Raw genomic sequence first — 15,645 nt, 5'->3', positions numbered from 1 at the left:
TATTGAACCGATATCCTTTTGAAAAAATGCTTGAACGACAGGATCTCCTCGAGCGTTTGGACATAACCATTGCTTGGGGACATTACGAAATACGGGTTTTACGATTTCACTTGACGTCATTTCCGGCAGGTCGAATCGTTGATTTTCATAACCATGCGGAATTTGAATTTCATTTTATACCGCGGGGCAAGGGGAAAGTTATTCTGGGAGACCAGATGCATTCCTTGTCCGAAGGCATGCTTTATTTGACCGGGCCTGGCGTCGTTCACTATCAGGAGGCCGATGCCGAAGAGGACATGGATGAACTATGTCTTCATGTGGATATTGTCGAGCAGCCCAGAGAGGATGTAGATCCTTGGGAAGCCGCAGAATCCGAGGAGACGATCGCCAAGCTCAAGGCGCTGCCCCTCGTTCCGGTGCATGATTATCACCGGGCCATGAACTGTTTTTTGGAAGCGTATGAAGCATGTGATCGTAAACTGATCGGGTATTACACATCCATTAAACAGCTTGTGATCAGCATTCTGCTGAGAACCGTTCGTGCCCATGATAACGGCGAAATCCGGGTTGAAGCACCGGAGCGGGATATGTCCATGTACAGGTATGAATATGCTGTGCAGTATATGGAGGCCAATTATTCCAATGTTGTCACACTGGAACATGTGGCAGAGAAGCTACATATCAGCACCAGACAGCTGCAGCGGATATTTTATCAGGTGCAGCCAGGCATGCCGTTCAGCCGTGTGCTGGAAGATATTCGCCTTGGCGCGGTGTGCCGCAATCTGGAGGAGAGCAACGGATCGATTGAACAGATTGCACTTGTCTCCGGTTTTACCAATGCCAACTATTTGCATGCCGTCTTCCGCAAGCGCTTGGGAATGACCCCGTCCGCTTTTCGGAAGATGAAACAAACCAAATCAAAAGTGAGGGTGAATGGATATGAGTAAAGTGTATCGGATTGGAATTGTTGGATGTGGCGGGATTGCGAATGGCAAGCATCTGCCAAGTTTGAGCAAGCTCGATAATGTTGAACTGGTTGCATTCTGTGATATTGTTCCTGAACGGGCTGAGGAAGCCAAAGAGAAATATGGCAGTGCCGAAGCTGAAGTATATACGGATTATCAGGAGCTGCTGAAGGATGAAACGATTGACATCGTTCACGTACTCACACCTAATATTTCGCATGCCGAAATCTCCATTGCTGCACTTGAAGCCGGCAAACACGTCATGTGTGAAAAACCGATGGCGAAGACATCCGCAGAAGCACAGAGCATGCTTGAAGCAGCTGAACGCACAGGCAAAAAGCTGACCATTGGATACAATAACCGCTTCAGAGAAGACAGCTTGTACCTGAAGCAGATGTGCGAAGCAGGCGAGCTGGGATCGATCTATTTTGCCAAGGCACATGCGATTCGCAGAAGAGCCGTACCGACGTGGGGTGTTTTCCTCGATGAAGAAAAACAAGGCGGCGGACCACTGATCGATATCGGTACACACGCACTGGACCTGACACTCTGGATGATGGACAATTACAAACCCAAAGTGGTTCTGGGCACAACGTATCATGAGCTCTCCCAAAAGGAAAATGCAGCAAATGCATGGGGCCCGTGGGATCCGAAGAAATTCTCGGTTGAGGATTCGGCCTTCGGCATGATCGTAATGGAAAATGGTGCGACCATCATGCTGGAATCCAGCTGGGCGCTGAATTCGCTGGATGTGGATGAAGCAAAATGCAGTCTTAGCGGAACGGAAGCCGGAGCCGACATGAAGAATGGCCTGCGCATTAACGGCGAGAAATTCAGCCGTCTCTATACGAATGAGATCTCGCTTAGTGCAGACGGCGTAGCGTTCTACGACGGGAAGTCGGAAAGTGCGCCGGATGTGGAGATGAGAAAATGGATTGAAGCTATCGATAAGGATCAAGAGCCTGTAGTTACTCCTAAACAAGCTCTGGTTGTATCGCAAATTCTCGAAGCTCTCTATGAATCTGCCCGCACGGGAAAAGCGGTGTACTTGAACGAGCAAAACTAATTCTTTCTAAGCAACACCAATTAAACGATGAGAAGACGCTGCTGTTATTTTGCAGCGTCTTTTTCGTTATTAAGTTAAGCATTTTCGTCGGATTAAAAAATATTTGTGATATTTTGAAAAAAAATGATTGCATATCTGTTTACTCGGAATTATATTATGAATAAGAGTTTAATGGTATAAGGTTTAGACATTATATCGATCGGAGTGTTGATATGTTCAACCAAGCGACTTTCCAGTTTGAGAAAGTTTCTGCAATAAAGGTTAGTGAGTTTATCAGAGAACAGTTAGAGGAAGCTATTATCCTTAAAGAAATCATGAGTGAAGATCAGCTCCCTTCGGAACGTGAACTTGCCGAAATGTTCAATGCAAGCCGAATTACCGTTCGTGAAGCCTTATCTGCTCTTGAGCGTAAGGGATTGATTGAAAAACGTGTTGGTGCCAAGGGAGGAACATTCGTACTCCCCATCACGGCTAATGCACATAAAAGAACCAAGGAAGAAATCATGCGTGACTGGGATCAGATGTTACATGTGTTTGAATATAGGACAATCGTGGAGCCGGAAGGTGCTTTTCTGGCTGCTGAGCGGATCACCGCAGGCGAACTGGAGCTGCTGGAAGGTTACATCAAACAGAGTACCGAGCCAGAATGTACCCGGGAATGGTTCAGGGCACTGGACGTCAAGTTTCATCTGACGATTGCCAAGGCGTCAGGGAATCCTTACCTGGAAACGGCAGTCAGACAGATTCGTACCAAGATCAATCCTGCGCTGGATCTGATGCCATATGACGAAAACATTCGGGTTCTTAATCAAGGGGTACATACCGAAATTCTTGAAGCACTGAAATCCCGTGATCCGCTGAAGTCACGAGATACGATGAAACGCCACATTGCATATTCCGCTGATGCCATCTATTCAAGGTTGGTCACAATGGAACAAGAAGGAGAGGAGCACTAATGGAACAAGCAAAACTTTTTGAACTAGCACAGCAGCTGCAGCCGAAGCTCACGAACTGGCGTCGGGACTTCCATCGCCATCCGGAAATCGGATACGAAGAGGTGCGGACTTCAGGAATTGTGGCCGAGCATCTGGAGAGCCTGGGGCTTGAAGTGACCCGTCATGTTGGCAGGACCGGGGTTGTCGGTTTGCTTCGCGGGGAAACGGATGGTCCAACCATTGCACTCCGGGCAGATATGGATGCTCTTCCGATCCAGGATCAGAAATCGGCGGAGTATCGTTCCCAGGTTGAAGGCAAGGCTCACTTGTGCGGTCATGATGCTCATACCACCATTTTGATGGGGGCGGCTGAACTGCTTACCGGTCTTGGCAGACCGAAGTCGGGCAACATCAAGTTTGTGTTCCAGCCAGCAGAAGAGGGGCTAGCCGGTGCACGGGCCATGATTCAGGACGGTGTACTGGAGAATCCGAAAGTGGATGCGATTGCAGGTTTGCATGTGACGCCTGGCCAGGATACGGGTACCGTTGGTGTGAGTAAAGGGGTTGCTTTTGCTTCAGCAGACCGTCTGGTGATTCGTGTATTCGGTAAAGGTGGACATGCTGCACGGCCGCATGAAGGCATCGATGCGATTGCCGTATCAGCTCAGGTCATCACAGCGCTGCAGAATATCGCCAGTCGTTTGGTGGATCCGCTGGAGCCCGTTGTAGTCACCATTGGCAAAATCACTGGCGGGTATATGGGCACAGCCATTGCGCCAGAGGTGGAGATGATCGGTACGGTCCGCACACTGTCACCCACCCTTCGTGAACGCATGCCTGCATTGATTGAACAAGTCGTTAGCGGGGTGTGCGCTTCCTTCGGCGCAGGGCATGAAGTTGTTTATGGCGATGGATATCCGGTCGTGGTGAACGATCATGCGATGGTGGATTTGCTTACCGAAACTGTTGATGGATTGGATTGGGCAAAAGGATGGAGCAGCATTCCGCCTTCTACCGGCGGTGAAGATTTTGCCTTCTATTGCGAACAGATTCCTGGCGTTTTCTTCCGTCTTGGTTCAGGCAATGAGGAAGAGCGGACAAGATATCCGCTGCATCATCCGATGTTTGATCTGGATGAAACGGCAATGCCTTATGGTGTAGGCATGCTGTCATCCATAGCACTTGAGTTTTTGGCAAGACACACGACTTCTGAGGGGGAACGTTCCAAATGAAAAAAAGACAATGGACTGGCATGTGGATTACATTACTGGCTGTAGCATTGGTGCTCAGCGCATGCGGTGGAACAGGTACAGGCACAGACAGCAACTCGGCATCAAGTGGAACCGAAGGCGGCGGTGCTGCCAGCACAACACTTACGATTGCAGCTGCTACCGATATTGAGAGCTTCGATCCGCATAACAACAACAATACATCCAGTGAGGCGGTTCTGGTTAACGTATTCGATTATCTGATCAAAAACGACAGTGAACAAAATAAAGTGCCTGGACTTGCTGAATCCTGGGAACAAGTGGATGACACCACCTGGCGTTTCAAGCTGCGTGAAGGGGTTACGTTCCATAATGGCGATCCATTCACTTCAGCAGACGTCAAATATACACTCGAGCGAGTAGCCAAAGATGAAACGCTTAAACAAAACAGCTATTTCAAAAATATCGTTGAAGTCAAAGCGGTTGATGAGCATACCGTGGATATCATTACAGACGGACCGGATCCACTCCTGCTTAACCGCCTCTCCAAGATGGGAGCAGGCATCCTGCCTGCCAAATATATCGAGGATAATGGCATGGATGCTTTCCTGAAACAGCCGGTAGGAACCGGACCTTATAAATTCAGCAAATGGACCAAAGATGATCGTGTGGTACTCGTGAAGAATGAGAATTACTATGGCGACGAACCGAAATGGAATGAAGTCGTATTCCGCGTAATCCCTGAGGCTTCCACGCGGGTATCCGAACTGCTCGCGGGTGGAGTTGACGTAGCTGCATCGATTCCATCTACAGACATCGCCCGTATTGAAGGTGAAGCAGACAAGAAAATTGTCAAAGCACCAATCCAGCGCGTGCTGCAGCTGATTTTCCGTCAGACAGAAGGCAGCATTACAGCTGATCCGAAAGTCCGTGAAGCCATTGATCTGGCCATAGACAAACAAGGTATTGTCGACAGCATTGCTGGCGGAGCAGGTATCGTCACCCGTACATCCGTAACGCCAGGTAACTTTGGTGCAGATCCTTCATTATACAAAACATCGCTTTATGATCTGGAAAAAGCCAAGCAGCTCCTGAACGAAGCGGGTTACGCTGAAGGCGAAGCCGAGATGACCATTTCCGTTTCATCGCAATATAAGGAACAGGTTGAAGTTGTTGCTGCCATGCTGGAGCAAGCAGGCTTCAAAATCAATATGGACGTGCTTGAGCCAAGTGCTTTCAGTGAACGTTACAGCTCCAAATCATTCAAGGAAATCTTCATGATCGGTATCGGTAACTCCTTGTTCGACGCTTCCAATAACTACAACCGTTACATGTTGGAAGAAGCTAAAGGTGAATCGGATTACAATAATCCGGAAGTGGAGAAATTGCTTCAATCTGCATTGGTGAACATGGACCCTGAGGCTCGTGAAAAAGAGTACCAGCAAGTACAGCAAATCTTCGCAGAGGAACGTCCAGCCGTGTATCTGTACCAGATGGAAGGGGTCTACGGAACGAATGCACGCGTGAACTTCACGCCGCGCAGTGATGAAATGTTCTATGCCGACGAAATTACACCTGCAGCACAGTAAGACCCGGCAGAAGAACTGGTCATTGCAACGATAGGCCGTGAACGGCAGGGACTGGGTTGACCAAGTTCCTGCCGTTCTTTTGTATCGCATGGAGGTGAATGAGGATGGGAAAGTACGTATTCAAATCTTTACTGCAAGTCATACCGGTATTATTTATTGTATCGCTGATTGTGTTTATATTGGTCAGGGTCACGGGTGATCCTGTTGCCCTGATGCTGCCCGAGACTGCCACAGCGGAAGATCGCGCGGTGCTTACAGAAGCGCTTGGGCTGGATCAACCGCTCTATACGCAATACATGAAATTCCTGGGCAGTGCGTTGCAGGGCGATTTCGGTCAATCTTTTCGCTATGGACAACCAGCCCTGCAGCTTGTTCTGGAGAGATTGCCTGCCAGCTTTGAACTGGCTGTAGCAGCCATGTTTTTTGCCGTTCTGATGGCAGTGCCGCTGGGTGTCATTTCGGCGGTTAAACGTAATACGTTTACCGATCTGATCATTTCGGGGATATCCGTGATCGGCAAGGCGATGCCGAACTTCTGGATGGGCATCATGCTGATCCTGTTGTTCTCCGTTATGTTGGGCGTTCTGCCCGTTTCGGGTCGGGGTGGTCTGTCACACTTGATCTTGCCCGCATTTACCCTTGGCGTAGGTCTGGCCGCACAGATGACTCGTCTAATTCGTTCCAGCATGCTGGAAATTCTAAGTCAGGATTATATTCGTACGGCACGCAGCAAGGGGCTTGGCCGGATGGTCGTGATTGGGAAACATGCGTTCCGGAACGGCTTGATCCCGGTTGTAACAATTATGAGCTTGCAGTTTACGAGTCTGATCGGCGGAACACTGATTACGGAAACGGTGTTCTCTTGGCCGGGGCTGGGACAGCTTCTGGTCGTCGCCGTTAATACACATGACATGGCGATTGTACAGGCAGCCGTGTTTGTCATTGCATTAATCGTAGTTATAACCAATATTCTGACGGACGTAGCTTACCGGTTGCTTGATCCGCGTATTAAATTCGACTAGAAGGAGGTGCAACCTATGACAGGGAGCAATGAAATGCCAATTCCGGGTGCGGAACAGGAGAAGGAGAGTTCACGTACGCAAGGGGGAGTTCGCTATATATGGAAACAGCTGATCATCAGCAAGACCGGGATGCTTGGCTCTGTGCTCGTTTTGTTGGTCGTTTTGATCGCCATATGTGCACCTCTGCTAACGAGTCACGATCCTGCAGCTGTCGATCCGCTTAATCGCCTTAAACCTCCTGCCTGGCTGGACGGAGGAGCCTCGGAACATTGGCTTGGTACGGATAACCTGGGCCGAGACATGTGGAGCCGAATCGTGTATGGTGCACGCGTTTCATTAATCGTAGGTATGGGGGCAGTCATTGTCTCAGGAGTGATAGGTGCCATCCTGGGACTGCTATCCGGATTTTATGGGAAATGGCTGGATGCGGTTATCATGCGGGTGGGAGATGCCTTCATGGCCATTCCTACCATTCTGTTCATGCTCGTTGTGATGGCCATCGTTGGCCCGGGAATAACGACCTTGATCTTTGTCATCGGCGTAACCAACTGGGTTCCGTTTACCCGTATCGTTCGAAGTGAGGTTCTTAGCATCAAGGAGCGTGACTTTGTTCATGCTGCCAGGTCCATAGGAGCCAAGAATGGACGGTTGATTGTAAAACACATTCTGCCAAACATCCTGTCTTCCTTTATCGTCATCTGCGGTATGAACGTCGGAACGACCATTATTATGGAAGCTTCGCTCAGTTTTCTTGGTCTGGGCATTAAGCCGCCGGACGTTTCATGGGGAGGCATGCTCAGTGATGGAAGACAATATGTAGCCACAAGCTGGTGGGTAGCCACATTCCCGGGACTAGCCATCACATTCACAGTGCTTGGCGTTATTTTCCTCGGGGATTGGCTGCGCGATGTACTTGATCCACGTACGGAAACGAATAAAAAATAACAGGACTGGGAAAGGGGACCTTCATATGAACAAACGACCGATCATGCCGGAGGATTTATATCACTATCGTTCCATTAGCCAACCTGTAATCCATCCGAATGGACAGGTGGCTTACGTAGAGCAGACCATAGATCGGCAGAAGAACGAGTACAACACCCGGATTCGGGGAATCTCGCTGGATGGCAGCAATGATGTCGAGCTCACGAATGGCACCAAGGACACAGCGCCGAACTGGACACCGGACGGAACACGGCTTGCTTTCTTGCGTTTGGAAGAGGGCGGCAAAGGATTATGGACCCTTGCAGCAGGAGAGGACGAACCTGTTAATCTTATTCCGCCAGAGCGAAAAATATTGGATTACGCTTGGTCACCTGACGAGCAGTATGTTGCCTTCACCTGCAAAGTGCAGATAAAAGACGCAGGTGACAAAGATGAGCCGAAGAATGAAACGGCATCTGAGCTGCGTTGCAAAGTGTATGAACGTACAACGCCGAAAGCGGAGGGATCCGGCTGGTGGGACGGTCTCTACAGCCATCTGTTCGTTTATGAGGTGGAAAGTGGAGAGATCACTTCAGTGACCACCGGACCTTGGAATGTCAGTGGACCCACATGGTCCCCGGATAGCCGGAGCATTGCTTTTATCTCGAAGCAGGTGGAGGATAAGGAGGCCGATGCGGATCTGCTGTACTTCACTGACGTATACACTATTCGGCTGGGAGAAAGTGAGCCTTCCAAAGTGACAGACTCCAGTCTGCTGGTGAGCCAGTTCTCCTATTCTCCCGATGGTCAGGTACTGTACCTGATTGCCAGCGACCGGGAATTCGGCAGTGGCAGCCATAACAGATTATACACAGTTCCGGTTCAAGGAGGAACGCCACAGCCGATCACAACGGGACTCGATATGCAGTTAGGCAACGCGGCACTCGGAGATATGAAGTTCGCCAGTCCTACTCCATCTCCGCTCTGGGATGCCAAACATCCTGAACGAGGCATGTTTGTACTCGGTACGCATGATGGAAGCGTGGATGTATACCGCATCCATGAAAATGGAAACTGTCAGCCTGTGACCGGAAAAGGTGAAAAGGATGTGTATCAATACACGTTGTCACCGGATGGAACCACACTCATCGTTGCTGCTCTGACAGTCGATCACCCTGCGGAGCTGTACCGCGTGGATGTTGAGACTGGCGAAATGATCAGGCTCACCCGGAGAAACGACGAATGGATCAACGCGCTCCAAGTGAATGTCCCTGAACGGATTGAATTTACATCCACAGACGGCTGGCGCATCCAGGGATGGCTGCTGCAGCCTGCGAGGCAGGATTCGAGTGCCAAAACTCCACTGATTTTGCAAATCCACGGAGGCCCGCATGCAATGTATACAGGCACTTTCAGTTTTGAGATGCAGACACTTGCAGCACAAGGTTATGCCATTTTATGGGTGAATCCGCGAGGGAGTATGGGATACGGACAGGAATTTGCCAGAGCTTGCCGTGGTGATTTCGCGGGTGGAGACTTCCGAGATTTAATGGAGGCGGTCGACCATGCCCTGGAGACATACGAAACATTTGATGAATCACGTCTGGGTGTTGCAGGCGGCAGTTACGGAGGGGTTATGACGAACTGGATCGTTGCCCACAGCAATCGGTTCAAGGCAGCTGTTACCCAGCGCTGCATCTCCAATTGGCTCTCCATGTACGGTACCAGTGATATAGGCATATCTTATGTTGAGGGAGTCATTGGGGGCAATCCGGCAGAGAATGCCGAGCTGTTATGGTCCCGTTCACCGCTGGCTCACGCACATAAGATCGACACACCGCTTCTTATCATGCATGGGGAGCAGGACTATCGGACTCCGATTGCCCAGGCGGAGGAGCTCTATACCACACTCAAACGTTACGGCAAAACAACCAAACTGATTCGCTACCCTGGTTCCAATCACTCGTTGCTCAAAAGCGGCAAGCCTTCACTACGAGTCGACAGTTTCGAACAGATCAATGCCTGGTTCAATCAGTATCTTCGAGATGAGGCGGTCTGAGCATGAGTCAGGTGCGGCTTTCAATTCCTGTAGGGATGCTGGTGGAGAATGTTTTGACGAGTGGTGAACCGATTGAGATTATTATCGATCGTTTGCAGCGGAGAGATCTCGCACCTTTGCTGTCCAAGATCAAGGAACCAACCATGGATTTGGAAGAACGGTTGCAGACGGCAGAAGAAGCTGCAGAGGATTGGGCGGAGGCTCTTCGCAGCGGATACGAGTTTAAGTTTTTGCATATCAACGGATTAAAAAGGGTGCTGGACTTTCGTTTTGATCGTAAGATTGATCGGGACTACAGCCAAGAGGAGTTAACCTTGCGGCATATCCAATTAAGCGCTCAAGAGATAGAATTGCTGCGCATGCTTATTGGCCGGCAGTGGGACGTTGTTGAAGAAGAAAATAATGAGGCAGGTGCAGCGCTCTCAACCGATACTCTCACTCTCGTGGGGATAAAACTAAAATATCAATAATTCAACCTATATAAATTGCAATCTTATATGGAATGGTCCTGGGGAGTTTACCAGGGCTTTTTTTATTTTGTTGAGCGAAAAGGCAAGATGCGCACGATTATGCGCTGCATAAAAAAGGAACAGGATCATTCGATGGGGCACTTATATTAGCCGTGGCGGTTGATAGACAGGAACATAGTATAGTCTAAACGGGAAGGATAGTATCTTTTTCTGCTGAAGGGAGTGAAATGTTTTGCCAAATAGCACAGGAATGATCTATAACCCGGTCAATGGAGCGACGCAATCCACTCAGGTTCTTGTAACCTGCATTAATGATTCCCTGGATACGACAATTAATATTGAACTTGAAATATTCAGATGGGACACAACGCAAACGGTACGTGTACCGGTTGGTCATGATTTGTTTGCATTAGGCCCGCAAATTACCAGAACGATCATCTATCCACTCATTAATGCCGCATTTTTTGAGGTTCAAAGTGACTTTTTCAGTGCAACGAGTACTATGATCAATGTTTACGGTGTAGACTCTACAGGTCAGGTGATTCAACGTGTCCTTCAGTCGGAAATGTCCATCATAGACCGATTTACAAATATCCCTTAAAAACTTGAGGTGATTACATTGCCAGTTGTTAATATTACGGGAGCCTTGGCAGGCAACCAGTTTGAACCCTCCATCGCTGTAAATACGTTAAATCCGAATATTATGTGCGTCGTAGCGGTAGACACCAGCACAGGGCCAACGCTAACTGGCTTCTACCGCAGCATTGATGGTGGCAATACCTGGTCGACCACGGTGCTTCCGCAGCCTGCGGGATATTCCGGGGCAGAAGCACCTACTATTGACTATACTTTTCCGAACACCTTTATTGTGACGGCTCACGTATTTAACGGGATCAACGACGGTACAATTGTCAGTTATACTTCTTTTGATGATGGGCTAACGTGGCAACCACCTGTAATCGTTCAGGCGGGTTACGGTACAGTTGTTCACAATGACGAACCCTTTATTGCCGTGGACCGGTCTCCAGGCAGTCCTTACCGAGGGCATGCTTACGTGGGGTATACTCCGCTTGCTACAACTTCTTCGGCCATTTTCACCCAAAGATCTGTAACGCAGGGCCTGTCCTGGGATCCGCCAGATCGACAGTCCAACCCACGCGGGATACATGACCGTGCTGCTCTAGCCGTTGGGTTCTCTGGTGAAGTATATGCTGGATATATTCTTACTGGCCCTGCGAGCCCTTCTGCATTGCTCAGGATATCTTATGATGGCGGAATCAATTATCAGCCTCCCGTTGAGCGACAGCCCACGTTCATCTCATCCGTTGTACCTGCGCCTTCGCCATTGCCTGTACCCAATTACGCATTTCGAGTTCAAACCAACCTGTGTCTGGGTGCTGATATATCCATTGGACCTAACAGTGGAACCGTATATGGAGTCTGGAACGATGCCCGAAATGGTTACACGGATGTGTTCCTCAGCGAATCACCTGATGGACTGCTCTGGTCAGCTCCTGTAAGTATAACGGGTGCCCCTCCAGGTACACAGAACTTCTTCCCATTTATAACCGTGTCCCCGTTTGCCGGAACGATTCGGATCATTTATATGACCAACCGGATCGACGGATTCCTTCTGGATGTATTCGTTGCTGAATCTTTTGACGGTGGGGTTACGTTCAGTAATCGGAGACTCACGACGACTTCTTTTAATCCGAATGGAAATAATCCGGTTCCAACACCGCTCATTGGGGATTATATTACGGCTGCTACCGCCGCTCCTGATAATCTGGCTGCCGTTTGGATGGCGACCACGCCACCAACAGGAAAACTGGACGTGTATTTTGGTACGTAACCATGCTTGGGGAGCCTTGGCAGGTCAGCCAGGGCTCAATCTATAATTCTTTTCTATTAGCCTACACCTGATCTATTCTTCTACATATGATGAAAGATCATTCATAGAAGAGAGGTTAAGCCTTGAACAATACAGAGGGTGGACATGGGGTTTCCATTATTGTATGTACGAACCGGTCACAGTTTTTTGATAACATTCTGACGAATTTTAAGAGACAGCGGTACCGGAGCAAAGAGTTGATTATCATTCTGAATCATGACGGCATGGATCTGGAATCATATCGAAACCGTGTTCGAGGCCACGCCAATATTCATGTATATCAGGTTCCTGAGAGAATCTCATTGGGACAATGTTTGAATGCAGGGATTGAACGTGCCCGCTTCTCGTTAATTGCTAAGTTTGATGATGACGATTATTATTCTTCCTATTATTTGAAAGAACAAGTAGGGGCATTAAAACGGACCCGAAGTGATATCGTAGGCAAACATTCCTGTCTGGTATATCTCGGCGCTTCGAAAAAACTACTGATCAGATCCCCTAAGGAAGCCAGTAAATTCGTAGAGTTTGTGCAGGGGGGCACAATCCTGTTCAAAAAGGAAGTACTCAAGAAGGTTCGATTCACCGACCGTTCCGTGGGCGAAGATGTTTCCTTTCTGAGGCAATGCAGGAAGAAAGGGTTCAAAACATATGCGACCTCACCCTATAACTATGTCTATCACCGGAGGCAGAACAAGAAAAGCCATACGTGGAAAGCGGATGATACATTTTATCTGCAGGGCAGTAAACTACTCACCGTTACAGACCAGTTTCGCCCATTCGCAGACAAGGAAATCTAAATGGCGACATCCATGAAGTAAATAGGCGCTCCTGTGAGCGCCCCATTAAACTATCGAGTGATTGAAGATAACTCTGAAATAAAACCTGGTGAACACACCAGATCAAGGCTCACGGATTCAAACATTTGCAGGAATATCATATCTAATCTTGAAGTAATCTGTATGAAGTCTCATTTAAGGAGGATGAAATGACGACAGCTTTAATAACCGTAATCATTGGTATAGTCATTATTGTGTTCGGGCTGACCACAGGATTGATTCTGGTCTTAAATGTCACTAAAAGGCTGCGAACGGGTCAAGAGAAGATGCAGAACAAAAAAGAGATTTTGAAATTCGGAATGCCTGCAGAAGCAATTATCCAGGATATCGCTGAGACTTCATCCAGCATGGATGGACGGCCTGGCGTGCGTCTTGATCTGTTAGTTACCCAGGAAGATGGTCAGATCTTTCAAACCATTGTGAAGACGTATATTCCAATCATACATGTCCCCAAATTTCAGAGAGGAAGCGTAATAGATGTGAAATACATAGAGGATGGGGCAGTGAAAAAGGTAGAGGTTGTGGACGCTTACATCCCATAACAATTCATTTCAAACAAATTATCCTATAAAACCGCAGCAATGCGGTTTTTTCTTATGTCTATGGATTGTCATCATTCGTCGTATCGAATCCAAAGAATGCTATAAAATGATTTTCTTGAAAAATAACAAATTGATAAATATTATTTATCGAATAACAACTAAATTCCTTTCATGAAAGTTTCACAACTTCGTTTACATCAAAGTGAAAAAGTCATATAATTGTCATCGGAAGGTTAACAACTAACTTAAAGTTACCTAGTGTTAAAAAGAAACTAAAGAGACATCATGAAAGAAGGCTATTCGTAATGAACACATTTTTTGTTGATCCGAACGGGAATCTGAAAACACAATTAAGAGGTAAAGAAGTTCTATCCAATCCAATTCTGAACAAGGGTATCGCCTTTACCGAAGAAGAGAGAAAAGAACTTAACCTGAACGGCATTTTGCCGCCGATGGTTTTAAATATTGAAGAACAGGTGAGCCGGGTATACCAGCAGCTGCAAAATGAGTCTGATAACTTGCGTAAAAGCATCATGCTAAATGACTTGTTTAACCGAAACATTGTTTTATTTTATCGATTATTGAAAGAACACCTTAGTGAAATGCTCCCGATTGTATATACACCTACGGTCGGGCAAGCGATTCAGGAATATAGCCATCAATACCACAGACCTGGTGGTGTGTACCTCTCCATTAACGATATGGACGGCCTGGAGGAGGCATTCCGGAACAGTGGTCTGCAAGCTGGAGACGTGGATCTCATTGTGGTAACTGACTCGGAAAGCATTCTCGGTATCGGAGATTGGGGTGTGGGCGGTATTAACATTGCCATCGGTAAACTGGCGGTGTACACCGCTGCCGTAGGGGTTGATCCTAGCCGAGTACTTCCTGTGGTTCTTGATGTTGGAACGAATAATCCTACTTTGTTGAATGATCCATTATATGTAGGGAATCGTCATGAACGTATCCGCGGTGAGAAGTATGATCAGTTTATTGAAGCTTTTGTGAAGGAAACGACCAAATGGTTCCCCGACGTTCTGCTACACTGGGAAGACATGGGCAGCGTAAATGCCAGAAACATCATCCATAAATATGGAGAAGAGCTGCTCACCTTCAATGATGATATCCAAGGAACGGGTGCAGTCACACTGGCTGCTGTAATGTCAGGCGTTCAGGTTACAGGTGTACCACTTCGTGAGCATCGCGTACTGGTATTTGGCCCAGGGGCTGCCGGTATTGGTAATGCGGATCAGATTAGAGATGCTATGATGGAAGAAGGACTTACGCAGGAGGAAGCGGAAAACCGGTTCTGGGCATTCGACTATCGCGGTATTTTGACGGACGAGATCGAAGGATTGTTCGAGTACCAAAAGCCATATGTACGCAAAGCGGACGAGATCCAAGACTGGAATCGGGATGAACAGGGGCAGGTTAATCTGCTTGAAGCTGTTACTCGTATTAAACCGACCATTCTGATCGGTACATCAGGTGTTACAGGTGCCTTCAACGAACAGGTTGTTAAGGAAATGGCCAAGCATGTGGAACGTCCAATCATCATGCCGATGTCCAATCCAACTTCCCTTGCGGAAGCAGCTCCAAAAAGCCTGATTGAATGGACGGATGGCAAAGCATTGATCGCAACAGGAAGCCCGTTTGAACCTGTAATGTATAATGACATTCAGTTCGAAATCGGTCAATCCAACAATGCGTTTGTTTTCCCTGGTCTGGGACTGGGAGCGATTGTAGCCAAAGCTTCGAAATTTACGAAGAATATGTTTACAGCAGCGGCAATCGCGGTAGCAGGTGCAGTAGATTCTTCTGAACCAGGAGCTCCACTGCTGCCAAGGGTGAAAGAATTGCAGGATGTTTCTTACAAAGTGGCAGTGGCTGTAGCGAAAGCAGCAATCGAAGACGGTGTCGCCCGCCGTCAACTTGAAAACGTGGAAGAGGCGATTAAGGAAGCCATGTGGCACCCTGTATATAGACCGATCCTTGCAGCAGTTTAATAATTGTGAACACGCTATGGTTTGAATATGACAATACGTCACACCGAGAGAATACCTGTCCATCCGTACAGGTATTCCTTGGCTGTGTCCAAAATTGAAAATAACATATCATATGATCAAAATTTTTGTCAT

General features: G+C 47.9%; 14 protein-coding genes. All 14 read left to right on the top strand.

The genetic code is table 11. The features are described from left to right. The first annotated feature begins 2 nt into the window (after window positions 1–2). The 14 genes from ABIC22_RS26105 (at window position 3) to ABIC22_RS26040 (ending at window position 15,513) form a co-directional block, all read left to right on the top strand. Window positions 3–947: an AraC family transcriptional regulator gene (locus ABIC22_RS26105; protein WP_246058059.1), complete on the top strand. Its 945-nt coding sequence runs from the start codon at window positions 3–5 to the stop codon at window positions 945–947. Next, window positions 940–2,031 carry a Gfo/Idh/MocA family protein gene (locus ABIC22_RS26100; RefSeq protein ID WP_286457672.1) on the top strand — a complete coding sequence of 364 codons (1,092 nt, stop codon included), beginning with the start codon at window positions 940–942 and terminating at the stop codon, window positions 2,029–2,031. The genes ABIC22_RS26105 and ABIC22_RS26100 overlap by 8 nt, the downstream gene beginning before the upstream one ends. Window positions 2,032–2,243: 212 nt before the next feature. Further along, the gene (locus ABIC22_RS26095; RefSeq protein WP_354484894.1) at window positions 2,244–2,987 is read left to right on the top strand and encodes a FadR/GntR family transcriptional regulator; all 744 of its coding nucleotides are present in this window, start codon (window positions 2,244–2,246) and stop codon (window positions 2,985–2,987) included. Continuing rightward, the gene (locus ABIC22_RS26090) at window positions 2,987–4,198 is read left to right on the top strand and encodes a M20 metallopeptidase family protein (protein ID WP_354484892.1); all 1,212 of its coding nucleotides are present in this window, start codon (window positions 2,987–2,989) and stop codon (window positions 4,196–4,198) included. Before ABIC22_RS26095 ends, ABIC22_RS26090 begins: the two co-directional genes overlap by 1 nt. Continuing rightward, window positions 4,195–5,763: an ABC transporter substrate-binding protein gene (locus ABIC22_RS26085; RefSeq protein WP_354484890.1), complete on the top strand. Its 1,569-nt coding sequence runs from the start codon at window positions 4,195–4,197 to the stop codon at window positions 5,761–5,763. Before ABIC22_RS26090 ends, ABIC22_RS26085 begins: the two co-directional genes overlap by 4 nt. Window positions 5,764–5,867: 104 nt before the next feature. Beyond that, complete coding sequence (locus ABIC22_RS26080; RefSeq protein ID WP_127535937.1) at window positions 5,868–6,785, top strand: ABC transporter permease; 918 nt, start codon at window positions 5,868–5,870, stop codon at window positions 6,783–6,785. Between the two features lie 15 nt (window positions 6,786–6,800). Then, window positions 6,801–7,730, top strand: coding sequence for an ABC transporter permease (locus ABIC22_RS26075; RefSeq protein ID WP_354484887.1), 930 nt, complete (start codon window positions 6,801–6,803; stop codon window positions 7,728–7,730). 25 nt (window positions 7,731–7,755) lie between these two features. After that, window positions 7,756–9,768 (top strand): S9 family peptidase, encoded by a 2,013-nt coding sequence (locus tag ABIC22_RS26070; RefSeq protein ID WP_354484885.1) that lies wholly within the window; start codon window positions 7,756–7,758, stop codon window positions 9,766–9,768. Window positions 9,769–9,770: 2 nt separating this feature from the next. Beyond that, window positions 9,771–10,238, top strand: a complete 468-nt coding sequence (locus tag ABIC22_RS26065) for a hypothetical protein (protein WP_127535934.1) — start codon at window positions 9,771–9,773, stop codon at window positions 10,236–10,238. Between the two features lie 232 nt (window positions 10,239–10,470). After that, window positions 10,471–10,839 carry a hypothetical protein gene (locus ABIC22_RS26060; RefSeq protein ID WP_127535933.1) on the top strand — a complete coding sequence of 123 codons (369 nt, stop codon included), beginning with the start codon at window positions 10,471–10,473 and terminating at the stop codon, window positions 10,837–10,839. An 18-nt stretch (window positions 10,840–10,857) separates the two neighbouring features. Beyond that, entirely contained in the window at window positions 10,858–12,090 is a 1,233-nt protein-coding gene (locus ABIC22_RS26055) for a beta propeller repeat protein (RefSeq protein ID WP_127535932.1), read from the top strand. 122 nt (window positions 12,091–12,212) lie between these two features. Next, complete coding sequence (locus ABIC22_RS26050) at window positions 12,213–12,926, top strand: glycosyltransferase family 2 protein (RefSeq protein ID WP_354484882.1); 714 nt, start codon at window positions 12,213–12,215, stop codon at window positions 12,924–12,926. A 188-nt stretch (window positions 12,927–13,114) separates the two neighbouring features. Beyond that, on the top strand, window positions 13,115–13,507 hold the full coding sequence (locus ABIC22_RS26045; protein WP_354484880.1) for a hypothetical protein: 393 nt from the start codon (window positions 13,115–13,117) through the stop codon (window positions 13,505–13,507). Window positions 13,508–13,812: 305 nt separating this feature from the next. After that, window positions 13,813–15,513 (top strand): NAD-dependent malic enzyme, encoded by a 1,701-nt coding sequence (locus tag ABIC22_RS26040; RefSeq protein WP_354484878.1) that lies wholly within the window; start codon window positions 13,813–13,815, stop codon window positions 15,511–15,513. The last annotated feature ends 132 nt before the right edge of the window (window positions 15,514–15,645 follow it).

Source organism: Paenibacillus sp. PvP094 (genome assembly GCF_040546835.1).
GTDB classification, from domain to species: Bacteria; Bacillota; Bacilli; order Paenibacillales; family Paenibacillaceae; genus Paenibacillus; species Paenibacillus illinoisensis.
This window is presented reverse-complemented; position numbering and strand designations above follow the sequence as displayed.

Coding starts and splice junctions, on each gene's coding strand:
- ABIC22_RS26100 (WP_286457672.1), top strand. CDS start 940: ATGAGTAAAGTGTATCGGATTGGAATTGTTGGATGTGGCGGGATTGCG.
- ABIC22_RS26095 (WP_354484894.1), top strand. CDS start 2,244: ATGTTCAACCAAGCGACTTTCCAGTTTGAGAAAGTTTCTGCAATAAAG.
- ABIC22_RS26090 (WP_354484892.1), top strand. CDS start 2,987: ATGGAACAAGCAAAACTTTTTGAACTAGCACAGCAGCTGCAGCCGAAG.
- ABIC22_RS26085 (WP_354484890.1), top strand. CDS start 4,195: ATGAAAAAAAGACAATGGACTGGCATGTGGATTACATTACTGGCTGTA.
- ABIC22_RS26080 (WP_127535937.1), top strand. CDS start 5,868: ATGGGAAAGTACGTATTCAAATCTTTACTGCAAGTCATACCGGTATTA.
- ABIC22_RS26075 (WP_354484887.1), top strand. CDS start 6,801: ATGACAGGGAGCAATGAAATGCCAATTCCGGGTGCGGAACAGGAGAAG.
- ABIC22_RS26070 (WP_354484885.1), top strand. CDS start 7,756: ATGAACAAACGACCGATCATGCCGGAGGATTTATATCACTATCGTTCC.
- ABIC22_RS26065 (WP_127535934.1), top strand. CDS start 9,771: ATGAGTCAGGTGCGGCTTTCAATTCCTGTAGGGATGCTGGTGGAGAAT.
- ABIC22_RS26045 (WP_354484880.1), top strand. CDS start 13,115: ATGACGACAGCTTTAATAACCGTAATCATTGGTATAGTCATTATTGTG.
- ABIC22_RS26040 (WP_354484878.1), top strand. CDS start 13,813: ATGAACACATTTTTTGTTGATCCGAACGGGAATCTGAAAACACAATTA.